This is a genomic window from Nocardia salmonicida, assembly GCF_036142455.1.
Lineage (GTDB): Bacteria > Actinomycetota > Actinomycetes > Mycobacteriales > Mycobacteriaceae > Nocardia > Nocardia salmonicida.
The window spans coordinates 6,884,746-6,898,560 of record NZ_CP108014.1; the positions used below are offsets into that span (position 1 = coordinate 6,884,746).

Sequence of the window (13,815 nt, forward strand, 5' to 3'; positions counted from 1 at the left end):
AACTTAGGCTAACCTACCTTTTGCGGAGTTGCCGCGGACAGGTCGAGAGGCGAGAACGATATGACGGTGCAGGTAGCGCCGCCACCGGGGGCGGAGTCGGGGAACCGGCTGCCCAAGGCGGCAGCGAAAGCGCAGAAGCAGCGGGAAGCGCTGGCGCGCAAGGAGATTCTGGCGCCGGTATCGGGGATGCTGACGGTGGCGAGCCTGATCGTGGCGCTCGCCTCGGTGTGCTCGGTGGTCCCGTTCCTGCTGATCGTCGCGGCCTGCCGCGAACTGCTGAACTCCCCGGCCGACACCGACCGGGTGTGGTGGCTGTTCGGCGCTGCCGTGCTCGTGCTCGTCGTGCGGGCTTTCCTGCAGGTCGTCGCGCTCAGCTGGTCGCACGCGGTCGACGCCGGCTACCAGCTCACGCTGCGCAGGCTGCTCGCGGCCAAGCTCACCCGGGTGCCGCTCGGCTGGTTCGGTGAGCGCAGCTCCGGTGAGGTCAAGGGCTATCTGCGCGACGATGTCGACGCCCTGCACTTCCTGGTCGCGCATGCCCGGCTCGATTTCATCGGCGCGCTGGTGGTCCCGCTGGTCACCCTCGGCTATCTGTTCACCGTCGACTGGCGACTCACGCTGGTGCTGATGATTCCGCTGATCGCCTACATGTTCCTGTTCAGCAAGATCATGGACCGCGACGGCCGCGACCGCCTCGCGGTGTACACCCGGTGGGAGCGTCGCCTGTCCGCCGCCACGGTCGAGTTCGTCGACGGCATCCAGGTGGTGCGGGCGTTCGGTCAGGCGGGCAAAGCGCACAAGGAGTTCCAGGACGCTGTCGAAGGCCAGGTCCAGGCGGCGCATCGGATGAAGACGCCGATCATTCGCGTGCAGGCGGCCTCCGACATCGTCGTGATGCCCGTGTTCGTCATGCTGGTCGTGGTCCTCGGGGGCCTCGCCGGGGTCGGCCTCGGCTGGGTGGACCCGCTCGATCTGCTGCCGTTCCTGCTGGTCGGGCTCGGTATCGGCAGTTCGCTGCTCGGCCTCGGCTACGGCTCGCAGGCCCTGCGCGCCGGTGGCGCCGCGGCCCTGCGGCTGCACGAACTGCTGCAGACCCCGGAATTGGAGATCGCCGAAACACCGGCGGGCGTTCAGACCGGCATCGTGCGCTTCGACGGCGTCGAGTTCGCCTACCGCACCGGCCATGATGTGCTGCGCGGCATCGACCTCGAACTGACCCCCGGCACCATCACCGCGCTGGTCGGCCCGAGCGGTTCCGGCAAGTCGACCCTGGCCAAGCTGCTGCCCCGCTTCTACGACGTGGGAGCGGGCCGAATCACCATCGACGGCCGCGATATTCGCGAGTTCACCAGCGAAGAGCTCTACCGCACAGTCGGATTCGTCTTCCAGGATGTGCGCCTGATCCGCGGCAGCATCCGCGAGAACCTCCTGCTGGCCCGCCCCGACGCGGATGCCGAAGCCATCGAGCGTGCGACAAGAGCCGCCCAGATCCACGACCGGATCCTGGCGCTGCCGCGCGGCTACGACTCCGAGATCGGCGTCGACGCCACGCTCTCCGGTGGTGAGGCGCAGCGCCTGTCGATCGCTCGCGCACTGCTGGCCGACACCCCGGTGCTCGTCCTCGACGAGGCGACCGCGTTCGCCGACCCCGAGTCCGAGGCCGCGGTCCAGGACGCGCTGGCCGCCCTCGTCGCCGGGCGCACGGTGCTGGTCATCGCGCACCGTCTGCACACCATCACCGGTGTCGACCGGATTCTGGTGCTGGACAACGGAGCTCTCGTCGAACAGGGCACGCATGAGCAACTGCGGGCTGCAGGCGGTCTGTATCAGCGGCTGTGGGAGATCAACGAAGCTGCCCTCGGCGCGCTCGCCCTGGTGGAGGAAACACGATGATTCGCAAGGTTTTCCGGCTCGTCCCCGACGAGTTCGCCCCCCTGATCTCGCGGCTGCTCGGAGTGATCGTGGTGCAGGCGCTGTGCCAGGCCATCGCGTATCTGCTGCTGGTTCCCGTGCTGGAAGCACTGTTCGACGACGACCTGAGCGGCGCGTGGCTGTGGGCGCTCGGCATGGCCGCCGCCGTGGCCGGTGTGGTCGTCTTCGGCTACCTGCAGGCCGTGATCGGTCTGCGCATCGGCCTCGGCATGCAGCGCGGACTACAGACCCGGCTCGGCGATCAGCTCAACGCGTTGCCGCTGGGCTGGTTCGAAGATCGCGACGCGGGCCCGCTCTCGCGGGTGATGGTCGAGCAGGTGCGTGAAATGCAGGGCCTGATCGCCTATCTGCTCACCAAGGTGCTTACCGGCATCATCGTGCCGCTGGTGGTCGCGATCGGGATGCTGTTCATCGACTGGCGCGTCGGCGTGGCGATGTTGCTCGCCGCACCGGTGCTCTACCTGGTGAACAATCTCGCCAATCGCGCCTACACCGGCGCCGACGCCCGGCTGCACGCCGCGGCGGCCGAAGCCGACTCGCGGGTGGTGGAGTTCGCGCAGGCCCAGCCGGTACTGCGTGCGTTCGGCGCGGTCGGCGCCGGCAACAAGAAGCTGGATTCGGCGCTGGTACAGCAGCGTTCGGCCGTGCTGAAGATGATGGTCGCGACCGTGCCGGGCCTGACCGTGTTCGCGCTGTTCGTGCAGGCCGTATTCCTGGTGCTCGCCTATATCGCGGTCGTCCAGGTGACCGATGGCGCGATCTCGGCCGCTGCGGCGATCGCGCTGATCGCGGTGAGCGCGCGCTTCATCGAACCGGTGAACCAGGCCGCCCAGCTTGGTACGGCCCTTCGCTCGGCCGCCGCGGCCGCCGATCGCATCACCGATCTGCTCGCCGAATCGCCGCTGCCCGCCGCTACCGAACCGGTCACCCCGGGTGCGCCCGCGGTGGTCTTCGACGAGGTGAGCTTCGGCTACCGCCCCGGCGAACCGGTGCTGTCGGATCTGACCTTCACCGTCCCCGCCGGCACCACCACCGCGATCGTCGGGCCGAGCGGTTCGGGCAAGACCACCCTGCTGCGTCTCGCCGCCCGCTTCTACGACGTCGAGTCCGGCACGGTCTCGGTGGGCGAACACGATGTGCGCCAACAGCCTTCCGACGCCCTGCTCGATCAGCTCTCGCTGGTTTTCCAGAACGTCTACCTGTTCAACCGCTCGGTCGCCGACAACATTCGCATCGGCAAGCCCGACGCCACCGACGACGACCTGCACCGCGCGGCGGTCGCCGCCAGGGTCGACGAGATCGTCGAACGGCTGCCGGACGGCTTCGACACCACCGTCGGCGAAGGCGGCACCTCGCTGTCCGGCGGTGAGCGTCAACGGGTCTCGATCGCCCGCGCCCTGCTCAAGGACGCCCCGATCGTGCTGCTCGACGAGGCCACCAGCGCGCTCGACCCGCACAGCGAGGCCGTCGTGGTCCGTGGCATCCACCAACTCACCAGGGACAAAACGGTTCTCGTCGTCGCGCACCGTCTCTCGACGATCGCCCACGCCGACCAGATCCTGTTCCTGGACAAGGGCCGCATCGCCGAACGCGGTACGCACGCCGAGCTTCTCGCACTGAACGGCCGCTACGCCGCGTTCTGGAACGAGCGCGAGCGGGCAACAGGCTGGCGCCTGGAACCCGTCTCGGCCTGACCAGGTGTTCTCGGCGCGCCTCCGCCGATGGACTGACCGAAGGGTGCGACGAAGGAGTGCCCGTAGGGAGGGAAGAGGTGGAGTCAAGCGCCGAGAACCGCGGCGCCAGCCGCCAATATTACTGCTGGTAGGTGGAGAGGAATTCGCCGATCCGGCCGATGATCTGGTCGAGTTCATCGGCGTGCGGCAGGGTGACGATGCGGAAGTGGTCGGGGGAGGGCCAGTTGAAGCCGGTGCCTTGGACGACGTGAATCTTGGTGGCCAGCAACAGGTCCAGCACGAACTTCTCGTCGTTGTCGATCCGGTAGGTCGCGCGGTCGAGCTTGGGGAAGGCGTACAGCGCGCCCTTGGGCTTCACACAGGACACACCGGGAATAGCGTTGAGGGCGCTCCACGCACGATCGCGCTGCTCGAGTAGTCGCCCGCCGGGCAGGGTGAGTTCATGGATGCTCTGATGCCCGCCCAATGCAGCCTGAACGGCCTGCTGCGCAGGCACATTCGCGCACAGCCGCAACCCGGACAGCATCGTCAGACCCTCGAGGTAACTTTCGGCATGACGCGTCGGCCCGGAGACGGTGAGCCAGCCGGACCGGAACCCGGCGAGCCGATAGGCCTTGGACAAGCCGTTGAACGTCAGACACAGCAGGTCGGGCGCGAGCGAGGCGGTGACGGTGTGGGCCACGTCGTCGTAGAGGATCTTGTCGTAGATCTCGTCGGAACAGACGATCAGATTGTGCTGGCGGGCGAGCTCGAGCATCTGCTCGAGCACCTCGGTCGGATACACCGCGCCGGTCGGGTTGTTCGGGTTGATGATCACGATGGCCCGCGTGCGGTCGGTGATCTTGGCCGCGATATCGGCGATGTCGGGGTACCAGTCGGCGCCCTCATCGCAGAGGTAGTGCACCGCTCTGCCGCCGTTGAGGTGCACCGCGGCGGTCCACAGCGGGAAATCCGGTGCGGGGACGAGGACTTCGTCGCCGTTCTCGATGAGCGCGGTCATCGCCATCATGATGAGTTCGGACGCGCCGTTGCCGAGGAAGACGTTCTCGATATCGAGGTCGTCCACGCCGCGATCCTCGTAGTACTGCACCACCGCGCGCCGGGCGGGCAGCAACCCCTTCGAGGTCGCGTAGCCCGCCGACGCAGGCAGGTTGGCGATGATGTCGCGCAGCAGCTCCGACGGTGCGTCGAACCCGAACTGCATCGGGTTACCGGTATTGAGCTTGACCACCCGGTGTCCCTCGACCTCTAGTCGAGCGGCGTGCTCGGCTATCGGGCCGCGGATTTCATAGGAAACGTTCGCGAGCTTGCTCGACTGTTTGAACTGCATGTCGGCTCCCCACCGTGATACGGACGGAGATCGCCACAGTACTCGCCAGGATCCCGCGCACGCACCGCGGCAGTTCAGAAGCCGCGCAGGCGGTCCGGGGCGATGCGGATCGGCACCGAGTAGGTCTCGAAGAATTCCGATCGGGTCATCTTGATGTCGACGAAACCCCTGGTGTATTTCCGTGCGTAGTGGGCGATTTCGTCCTCGGTGGGCGGTTCGTCGACTCGCGCCGTGCCGGTGAAGACAGCGACCTCGCCGCCGGACTCGGTGGCATTGAAATTCAGCGCGACCCGCGGATTGTGTGCGAGGTGGCGAAGCCTCTTCGCCGCGGGCATGGTGAAGATGAGGAACTCGTCGTTCTCCCAGTGGAACCACACCGGGTTCGGCTGCGGAGTGCTGTCCGCACCGACGGTGGTCAACCAGATCACGTGTTCCTCAGCCAGCCGCTTGCCGACTTCTTCGCCGAAGGGGGTGGCGGCGTCGAGAATGGACACGGTGCTCTCCTCGCAGGCAGGGGACAACTTTCGGCCCACCCTTGCCGAAATCCCGCCGCGTCGCTACCCGCCTCGCGGGGCTTACTTCCAGTAGGCCTGCGCCTTGATCGAGGTCTTGGGCAGGGCATGCTGGGTCTTGAGGGTCTTCACGATCGAGCGGGTGGTGTGCCCGTCGCAGGTGACCCATCCGTAAGTGCCTGGTACGCAAGTGATTTCCTGAGCGGCCTCGCGCAGCAGGCGGCCGTCGTCGATGCGCTGGACCCAGGTGAGGGTGTGGTGGGGCTTGTTGCTCACCGGGATGGTCTGGTCGGACTCGTACTGCCATTCCAGCCAGACTCGCGCCGGGGTGTCGCCGATGGCGTCGAGCAGCGAGTTGATGGCAGGCAGGGAGGCGGTGTCGCCGAAGATGACGTACTCGCTGGGTGTCTGCTCGGGCAGTTGGAAGTCCGAGCCGAGCACGGTGGCGTCGAGCGGGTCGCCCGGCTTCGCGCGGCGCGCCCAGTCGGCTGCCGGGCCGTCGTGCAGGGCGAAGTCGATGCTCATCGTGTCCGCGTCAGGGTTCTGGTCGACCAGGGTGTAGCCGCGGTGGTGCAGCTTGTCGCTGGTCGCGTCGGGAATCCACAGGCGGATCCACTGGGTCGGGTGCACCGGGTGGTCGGCCAGCAGGCCACCGGCGGTGAAGCCGATGCGGACGAACTTGTCGGTGATCTGTTCGTTGGACGTCACCGTCAGCCGGTAGTCGGCACCGCCCCAGGCCTTGGTTATCAGACCGTTCAATCCCTTACCCATGTCGTTAGGTTAGCCTAACGACACTTGTTTGTCCGCTTCGGTGGTTAAATAAGGTAAGCCTATGCAAATATGGGCTGGTGCGTGAGAGAGTGGAGAACGAACCGGTGGAAACCCTCCTGGTAGTCGGCGCAGGGCCGAAAGCCCTTGCGGTGGCGACTAAATCGCACGTTCTGCGCTCGCTCGGAATGCCCGCACCGCGCGTTGTCGTGGTCGAGGCGCACGCCGTCGGCGGTAACTGGCTGCCCACCGGCGGCTGGACCGACGGGCAGCACCGTCTCGGCACCAGTCCCGAGAAGGACATCGGCTTCCCGTACCACTCCACTTGGGCGCGCGGCCGCAACCGCGATATCGACCATGCGATGTCGGCTTTCAGCTGGACCACGTTCCTGATCGAACACGGCACCTACGCCGAGTGGATCGACCGCGGCAGGCCCAGTCCGCAGCACTATATGTGGGCCAAGTACCTGCAGTGGGTCGCGAAGTCCATCGACCTCGAGCTGGTGCTCGGTCGCGTGGAGCGCATCAGTCACGGCGACGGCGAGCAGTGGCAGGTCGACGTGGTCGACGCCGACGGCGCGCGCAGCGAACTGACCGCCGACGGCCTGATGATCACCGGCCCCGGCCGCAGCAGCCGCGCCCTCATCGACCACCCGCGCGTGCTCAGCATCGCCGAATTCTGGGACAGGGCGGGCAAACGCACGCTGCCCGCCGCCTCGCGCGCCGCGGTGATCGGCGGTGGCGAAACCGGCGGCTCGGCGCTGGACGAGCTGGTTCGGCACGAGATGCTCACCATCTCGGTGATCTCCCCGCTGGCCACCCTCTACACCCGTGGCGAGAGCTTCTTCGAGAACTCGCTGTTCAGCGATCCCGTGAAGTGGGCGGCGCTGAGCATTCAGGAACGCCGCGACGTGATCCGGCGCACCGACCGCGGGGTGTTCTCGGTGCGCGTGCAGGAAAGCCTGTTGGGCGACAACCGCGTTCATCACCTGCAGGGCCGGGTCACCAAGATCGCGCCGCAGGGGGAATCGCTGGCCTTGACGCTGAGCAACGAGTTGCGGGCCGATCAGGTGCACAACTTCGATCTGGTGGTGGATGCCACCGGCGGCCAGCCGCTGTGGTTCCTCGAGATGTTCGACCAGCGCACCGCGGACCTGCTCGAACTCGCCGTCGGCGGAGCGTTGACGCAGTCGCGGATCGAATCGTCGATCGGCTACGACTTGGCCGTCACCGGGCTCGGCGGAAAGCTCTATCTCCCCAACATGGCCGCGATGGCGCAGGGGCCGGGTTTCCCGAACCTCAGTTGCCTCGGCGAACTTTCGGACCGCGTGCTGCAGACGGTGCCCGCTCGCGCGCGAGCCGCCGCCATCTCTCGCTGAGCGCAGACAAGAGCCCCTTCTGGTCGAGAAGTCGACGAGAAGGGGCTGGTGGTGTTCGCGCTCAGCGCGGCGCGACTACGTCTTCCGGAGTGCGCGGCACGTACTGCAACGCGATTCGCCGATCGGGGCGGACATCGATTTCGCCGATCATCTGGAACCCGGCCTTGGCCAGGCTGCGGGCGATCGCCACGTTGCGGTGGTCGGGGTCGCCCAGCACGCGGCGGCAATCGGGATCGGCCGCGAAGACGGCGGTGGTCATGGAGGAAATCCAGGCGGACATGATGCCCTTGCCGATCACCGCGGTGTCGGCGGTGGCGATATGGAAGCCGATATCGCTGGGATCGCTGTCGTAGAAGCGGCCGATCTCGTCCTTGGCGGCGCGGTAGAACTCCAGGTAGGCGATATCGCGTACCCCGAGTTCGGGCTCGCCGAGCAGGGCGAAGTCCAGGCTGAGAATGCAAGGGCGGGAATAGGTTCCGGCCAGTTGCGCGCGGAAGTTATCGCGGCGGCGCTCGGCGTCCCAGTCCTGTTCCCACGATTCGAGCAGGTGCGGACGGGCCATCCATTCGGCGAGCAATTCGGGATCGGTGCCGTCGGGATCGGCCAGGCGCAGGCTGAACGGCGCCGCGAAAACGGGCAGCGCGGGCGCGGGCGCGGCGGCCACCTCGGCGGGCAGATCGGTTTGCTCGCGGGGCAGCGCGGTGGGGGTCCCGGCGGGGTTCATCTACTCGGTGCTCCGTTCAATCGTAACCTTGGTCACCTCGATGGGTAAGGCTAGCCTATACTAATGGCCGGGTGTTACTGTTGCCCGACCGATCGCCCGGTAATAGCGGGCCGTCCACGAGTCCGGTCGGATTCGGGTGCAACAGGATTCACCCCGGTCCCGGACGACTGCGCCGGGCGGGCCCGTGCGCGAGCACGGCGTTGGACAGTGCGAAACGGTAGCGCAGCGTTGTGCGGCCGGTGAGGGAGAGCGACATGGCAAGAGAACTCGGCTGGATCAGGCAATTTCAGGCCCCCAGGACCGATTCCCTACCGCCGCTGATCGTCTTCCCGCACGCGGGCGCGGGCGCCTCGGCCTACCGGGTGTTCGCCAAGCGTATGGCCGCCGACTTCGACACCGTAATCGTGCAATACCCCGGCCGTCAGGACCGCGCGCGCGAAGCCGCCGCCGACACGCTGCCCGAGCTGGCCGCCGGTGCCTTCGACGCCTTCCGCGAGTCCGCCCACAACACCGGCGCGCCGCTGACCGTGTTCGGCCACAGCATGGGCTCCATCGTCGCGTTCGAGTTCGTCCGTTCGGCGGAAGCCGCGGGGTTGCCCGTACGTTTGCTGGTGGTCTCCGCGGCCGCCGCGCCGCACCGAATCGCCGAGCTCCCAGGCCATCCCACCGAGGACGACGAATTGCTCGACCACATGGGCGCGCTCAACGGCACCGGCGCCGATGTGATGGCCAGCCGTGAGGTGATGAGGATGGCGCTGCCGGTGTTGAAGGCCGACTACCGTGCCTTCGACGCCTACTCGTGCGGCCCCGAGGTGACTGTCGCGACACCCCTGCTGGTCCTCGGCGGCGACGACGACCCGTTCGTCGGCCCGCGTGACCTCTACGGCTGGGACCAGAGCACCACCGCCGAGATCGAGGTCAACCTGTTCGCGGGCGGCCACTTCTACCTCGACGAGAACATCGACGGCATTGCCGAGGCGCTTGTCGGCAAGGCGCTCACGCGATGAACTCCGATCCCATCGTCATCGTCGGCATGGGCGTCGAAGCCCCCGGCGGCGTCGACACCCTGCCCGATTTCTGGTCCGCACTGGCCGCTGGGCGTGAGCTGATCGGCCCGTTCCCGCGTGACCGTGACTGGCCGCTCGACGAACTGTTCGCCCTCGGCAGGCTCGAGGGCTGGGCGCCGGTCCGCGACGCGGGCGGATTCCTCGACAGCGCCACCGAGTTCGACGCGCAGTTCTTCGGCATCACACCGCGCGAAGCGGTGGCGATGGATCCGCAGCAGCGGGTGGCCATGCGGGTGGCCTGGCGCGCGCTCGAGCACGCGGGCATCAATCCCGGCGCGCTCGACGGTGATTCGGCCGGTGTGTGGATGGGTGTCTCGACGGTCGAGTACGGGCCCCGGGTCGGCTCGGTGAACGAGTACAGCGGTTACCGCGCGACCGGCACCGCGCTCGGTGCGGTGGCCGGGCGGATCTCGCACGGGCTCGGTCTGGTCGGTCCCTCGATCAGCGTGGATACCGCGTGCGCGTCGTCGCTGACCGCCGTGCACCAGGCGGCCTCGGCGATCCGCGCCGGCGAGTGCGACTGGGCGCTGGCGGGCGGGGTGTGCGTGATGGGTTCACCCGGCGCGTTCTACGAGTTCTCCAAGAACAATGCCCTGGCCACGGACGGCCACTGCCGTTCCTACGCCGCCGACCCGACCGGCACCCTGTGGGCCGAAGGCGCGGGAGTCATCGTGCTGGAACGGCAATCGCGGGCGAAGGCGCTGGGCCACCGGATCTACGGGCAGCTGCTCGGTTCGCGGGTCAACCACAACGGTGCGGGCGCCCCGATCGCGGTACCCAGCGCGAGCGCGCAGCAGCGGCTGATCGAGGACACGGTCGCCGCGGCCGGAATCAGTGCCGACGACATCGGCCTGATCGAAGGCCACGGCACCGGCACCGCCGTGGGCGATCCACTGGAATTGACCGCGCTGGCAGCGACTTACGGCAATCCCGATCGCGCCGACGGCCCTTTGCTCGGTTCGGTGAAGTCCAACACCGGCCACGCCCAGGCGGCCTCGGGGATGCTCGGGCTGATCAAGGTGCTGCTGTGCGGTGCGCACGGCGCCATCGCACCGAGCCTGTGGGCCGACGCCCCGACCACCGGCATCGACTGGGACGCGACCAGTCTGCGGCTGGCGGCCGAACTCACCGACTGGGCGCCGCGCGCGGACGGCCTGCGCTACGCCGCGGTGTCCTCGTTCGGTGTCGCGGGAACCAATGCGCACGCCATCGTCGGCCTGCCGGTGCTGGAGGAGACCAACCATGGCTGAGTACCGCTTGCCGGACGGCAGCGTTCCCGTGCTGCTGTCCTCCGACAGCGTCGACGGCCTGCGCGCCGAGGCCGCCGCGCTGCGCGACTACGTCGCCGCGCACCCCGAGGTGACTCCGGAACGGTTGGCGGACATGCTGTTCCGCACCCGTACGGCCCGTCGCCGCCGGGTCCTGATCCTGGCCTCGCCGTCGCTCGCCGACCCGGACGCGGGCGCAGGCCGAGCCGCAGCGCCCTCGGCGGGGGCGACCGACGAGCTGCGATCCGCGCTCGACGCGATCGCGACCGGCTCCGAGCACGCGTTCGTCGTGCACGGCGACGTGCCGGCGAGTGCGCGTCGTGTGGGGTTCGTCTTCCCAGGTCAAGGCAGTCAGCGGCCCGGCATGGGCGCGACGTTCTATGAGCTGTCAGCCGACTACCGCGCGGTGGTCGACGAGTGCGCCGCCATCCACGCAGAACGCTTCGGGCACTCCCAGCCGCTGCACTATCTGCTCGGCCACGAGGGGCAGTACGAGGACACGGTGTGGGAAGTGCAGCCCGCGTTGATGTTCCACATGACGGGCCTGGCCGCGCTGTGGCGAGCGGCGGGTGTGGATCCGCACGCGACCGTCGGCCACAGCCAGGGCGAGCTCGCCGCGGGCGCGGTCTCCGGTGTGATGACGCTGCGTGATTCGGTGCTCGCGGTGACCCATCGCGCCCTGCTCGCGGACCGGCTTTCCCCGCGCGGCTATTCGATGGCGGTCTTCGGGATGGACCGCGAGAGTGTGGAAGCGCTGATGGCGCGGCACTCGGGGTGGGCCGAACTCGCCGTGGTCAACTCACCGCACATCATCGCCATCTCCGGTGAACGCGGCGCCGTGGTCGATCTGGTGGCCGCGGCCACCGCGCGCGGTCAGTTCGCCAGGGAGATCCGGGTCGCCTTCCCGGCGCACACCTCCATCGTGGCCGAGGTGCGGGCCGATTTCGAGGGCTTCCTCGGTGACGAGATGAGCACGCCGAACTTCACCGCCTCCGAGATCGCCTGCTACGGCGCGACCCTCGGCGAGAAGATCACCCCCGACCTCAAGCAGGAGGAGTACTGGTTCTGGAACCTGCGCAACCGGGTCCGGTTCGACCGGGCCGTGGTCAGCGCGGGCAGTGACGGCGTCGACCTGCTGATCGAGGTCGCCGAGCACCCCGTGCTGCAGCTGGCCATCCAGGAGAACCTCGGCCTCGTCCCGAACCGTCCCGGCCTGCCCGCGCGCGACTTCCGTGTCCTCGGTACCTCGCTGCGCACCGCGGACGGCCTGTCGGAGTTCACCCGCAATCTCGCCCAGGTCGCCGTGCTCGACATCGACTACCGCTGGGACGCGCTGCGAGTCGACGACGCCGTGACCCTGCCGCTGCGCGACTTCCCGCACACCGTGACCAACCCCAAGCGTCTCTGGGCGCCCCTCGGCACCAACGAGACTCCCGCCGAACTCGCCGTCACCACTCCGAAACCCCAACGGCTGGTGGAACAGTGGACGCCGCTGCAGCGTCGCGCCCTGACCGCGCCGCGCAGCTTGCTCATCGTCGACCACACGGGCGAATGCGCCGAGCTGGCCGCCGCGTTGGTCACCGCGGCGGACCGCCACGGCGCCGAGGCGCGCGTTGTCGCCGCGGGTGGACCCGCCGACGAACTGTCGACCGATACCGTGATCGTTCTGCTTCCGCCGAGCCCCGACGACGACAGTGCCGGTGCGATCGACGCGCTGGTCGACTTCTATGCCGAACGTGCCTGGGCCCCAGCAGTATCCGCGCTGCGACCCGGCGGCGAGTGCTGGCTGCTCACCACCGGCGGCGAGACCGTGCACGACGGTGACCCGATTCCCGGACTGTTCCAGTCGGGCGTCAGCGCTGGATTCCGCAGTGTCGGAATCGAACACCCCGGCATCCACTTCCGCCATCTCGATCTCGCCGCGAGCGAATCCGCGCCCGCGCAAGCCGCCAAGATCGTCGGCGCGGTGCACTCGAGCGGTGAGGCCGAGCTGGCGCTGCGGGCGGGCAAGCTGTTCGTGAAGCGGCTGGTCGTCGATACGACCGACGAAACCGGCTCGCTGGGCACCGATCTCGATCACGTGGTGATCGTGGGCGGCACCGGTCAGCTGGGTCTGCGGTTCGCCGATCACCTGGCGCGCACGGGTGCGGGCCGGGTCACGCTGCTGAGCCGCAGTGGCGAAACCGACGTGCTGGCACCGGAACTGGCTCGGCTGCGCGGTATCGGCACGACCGAGATCGTGGTGTGGTCCTGCGATGTGAGCGACATCGAGGCCGCGACCGCCTTCGGGGCCGAGATCGCCCACCGCCCCGTGGATCTGGTGATCCATGCCGCGGTGAACTACGTGGACGCCGAGCTCGAGCAGATCACCGACGACGCCGTGCGCACCGCCGCCGCCGCGAAGCTGCGCGGCCTGGACAACCTGATCGACGCGGTCGCGCTGACCGTGGACTGCCGGGTCCTGCTGTGCTCGTCGATGGCGGCGACGCTGGGCGGACGCGGGCAGGTGCTGTACGCGGTGACCAACCGCATGCTCGACGTGGCGGCCCGCCGGCTCCGCGCCCGCGGCATCGCCGCCGCGAGCCTGCAGTGGGGTCTGTGGAGTGTGGCCGGTCCGCTCGACGATGCCGGGTTCGCCCGGGTCGAAGAGGCAGGCGTATTCCCGATGGCGCCCGCCGACGCGATCGAGGCCGGACTGGCCGCGCCGGTTCGCGACGGCATGATCATCGCCGCCGACTGGGACTTCCTGCGCGAGGTCCTCGGGGCGTTCGGCCAGGCCAGCGTGCTCACCGGCCTCGAATCCGAGACGCGGGCACCGCAGGTGACCCAGGCATCCGCCGACGTGGTTCCGGCGGCAGCGCCCGCACCGGCTCCCGTCGCTGCCGCACCCATCGACAGCTTCCCGCTCGACCTGCGCATGCGCACCGAACTGCTCAAGGTGATCGGCGGTGACAGCGCCGAATCCATCGACGCCACCATGCCGTTGGTCGCACTCGGCCTCGACTCCTTGCAGGCCTTGGACTTCCGCAAGCGCGTGAAGGCGGAGCTGGATCGCGATCTGCCGGTCGCGGCGATTCTCGGCGGCGCATCGCTCGACGATGTCGTGCTGCTCATGGCACAGAACACCAACCAGGGCTGAGG

The 13,815-nt window shown here is 68.4% G+C and carries 10 protein-coding genes; 6 read left to right on the forward strand and 4 right to left on the reverse strand.

From position 1 onward, the window contains the following. Positions 1 to 60 precede the first annotated feature (60 nt). Together OHS03_RS32205 and OHS03_RS32210 are read left to right on the forward strand one after the other, a co-directional pair. The gene (locus OHS03_RS32205; protein WP_328659201.1) at positions 61 to 1,893 is read left to right on the forward strand and encodes an ABC transporter ATP-binding protein; all 1,833 of its coding nucleotides are present in this window, start codon (positions 61 to 63) and stop codon (positions 1,891 to 1,893) included. After that, positions 1,890 to 3,626 carry an ABC transporter ATP-binding protein gene (locus OHS03_RS32210; protein ID WP_328659203.1) on the forward strand — a complete coding sequence of 579 codons (1,737 nt, stop codon included), beginning with the start codon at positions 1,890 to 1,892 and terminating at the stop codon, positions 3,624 to 3,626. The genes OHS03_RS32205 and OHS03_RS32210 overlap by 4 nt, the downstream gene beginning before the upstream one ends. Before the next feature lie 118 nt (positions 3,627 to 3,744). On the opposite strand, the gene OHS03_RS32215 is transcribed toward OHS03_RS32210, so the two are convergent. The 3 genes from OHS03_RS32215 to OHS03_RS32225 form a co-directional block, all read right to left on the reverse strand. Beyond that, positions 3,745 to 4,956 (reverse strand): pyridoxal phosphate-dependent aminotransferase, encoded by a 1,212-nt coding sequence (locus tag OHS03_RS32215; protein WP_328659205.1) that lies wholly within the window; start codon positions 4,954 to 4,956, stop codon positions 3,745 to 3,747. 74 nt (positions 4,957 to 5,030) lie between these two features. Beyond that, on the reverse strand, positions 5,031 to 5,450 hold the full coding sequence (locus OHS03_RS32220) for a TIGR03667 family PPOX class F420-dependent oxidoreductase (protein WP_328659207.1): 420 nt from the start codon (positions 5,448 to 5,450) through the stop codon (positions 5,031 to 5,033). A gap of 81 nt (positions 5,451 to 5,531) precedes the next feature. Next, positions 5,532 to 6,239 (reverse strand): siderophore-interacting protein, encoded by a 708-nt coding sequence (locus OHS03_RS32225; protein ID WP_328659209.1) that lies wholly within the window; start codon positions 6,237 to 6,239, stop codon positions 5,532 to 5,534. A gap of 104 nt (positions 6,240 to 6,343) precedes the next feature. On the opposite strand from OHS03_RS32225, the gene OHS03_RS32230 reads away from it, so the two are divergent. Beyond that, positions 6,344 to 7,615: a SidA/IucD/PvdA family monooxygenase gene (locus OHS03_RS32230; protein ID WP_328664507.1), complete on the forward strand. Its 1,272-nt coding sequence runs from the start codon at positions 6,344 to 6,346 to the stop codon at positions 7,613 to 7,615. A 61-nt stretch (positions 7,616 to 7,676) separates the two neighbouring features. Here the strand turns inward: OHS03_RS32230 and OHS03_RS32235 are convergent, their stop codons facing one another. Beyond that, positions 7,677 to 8,339 carry a GNAT family N-acetyltransferase gene (locus OHS03_RS32235; protein WP_194825870.1) on the reverse strand — a complete coding sequence of 221 codons (663 nt, stop codon included), beginning with the start codon at positions 8,337 to 8,339 and terminating at the stop codon, positions 7,677 to 7,679. Positions 8,340 to 8,593: 254 nt separating this feature from the next. Here OHS03_RS32235 and OHS03_RS32240 point away from each other — a divergent pair, with 254 nt between their 5' ends. The 3 genes from OHS03_RS32240 to nbtC are packed head-to-tail and all read left to right on the forward strand — an operon-like array spanning position 8,594 to position 13,813. After that, a complete protein-coding gene (locus OHS03_RS32240) occupies positions 8,594 to 9,346 on the forward strand; it encodes a thioesterase II family protein (protein WP_328659211.1) in 753 nt (250 codons plus the stop codon). After that, positions 9,343 to 10,656: a beta-ketoacyl [acyl carrier protein] synthase domain-containing protein gene (locus OHS03_RS32245; RefSeq protein ID WP_328659213.1), complete on the forward strand. Its 1,314-nt coding sequence runs from the start codon at positions 9,343 to 9,345 to the stop codon at positions 10,654 to 10,656. The genes OHS03_RS32240 and OHS03_RS32245 overlap by 4 nt, the downstream gene beginning before the upstream one ends. Then, positions 10,649 to 13,813 carry a nocobactin polyketide synthase NbtC gene (nbtC, locus tag OHS03_RS32250; RefSeq protein WP_328659215.1) on the forward strand — a complete coding sequence of 1,055 codons (3,165 nt, stop codon included), beginning with the start codon at positions 10,649 to 10,651 and terminating at the stop codon, positions 13,811 to 13,813. Before OHS03_RS32245 ends, nbtC begins: the two co-directional genes overlap by 8 nt. The last annotated feature ends 2 nt before the right edge of the window (positions 13,814 to 13,815 follow it).

Coding starts and splice junctions, on each gene's coding strand:
- OHS03_RS32215 (WP_328659205.1), bottom strand. CDS start 4,956: ATGCAGTTCAAACAGTCGAGCAAGCTCGCGAACGTTTCCTATGAAATC.
- nbtC (WP_328659215.1), top strand. CDS start 10,649: ATGGCTGAGTACCGCTTGCCGGACGGCAGCGTTCCCGTGCTGCTGTCC.
- OHS03_RS32240 (WP_328659211.1), top strand. CDS start 8,594: ATGGCAAGAGAACTCGGCTGGATCAGGCAATTTCAGGCCCCCAGGACC.
- OHS03_RS32210 (WP_328659203.1), top strand. CDS start 1,890: ATGATTCGCAAGGTTTTCCGGCTCGTCCCCGACGAGTTCGCCCCCCTG.
- OHS03_RS32245 (WP_328659213.1), top strand. CDS start 9,343: ATGAACTCCGATCCCATCGTCATCGTCGGCATGGGCGTCGAAGCCCCC.
- OHS03_RS32205 (WP_328659201.1), top strand. CDS start 61: ATGACGGTGCAGGTAGCGCCGCCACCGGGGGCGGAGTCGGGGAACCGG.
- OHS03_RS32225 (WP_328659209.1), bottom strand. CDS start 6,239: ATGGGTAAGGGATTGAACGGTCTGATAACCAAGGCCTGGGGCGGTGCC.
- OHS03_RS32235 (WP_194825870.1), bottom strand. CDS start 8,339: ATGAACCCCGCCGGGACCCCCACCGCGCTGCCCCGCGAGCAAACCGAT.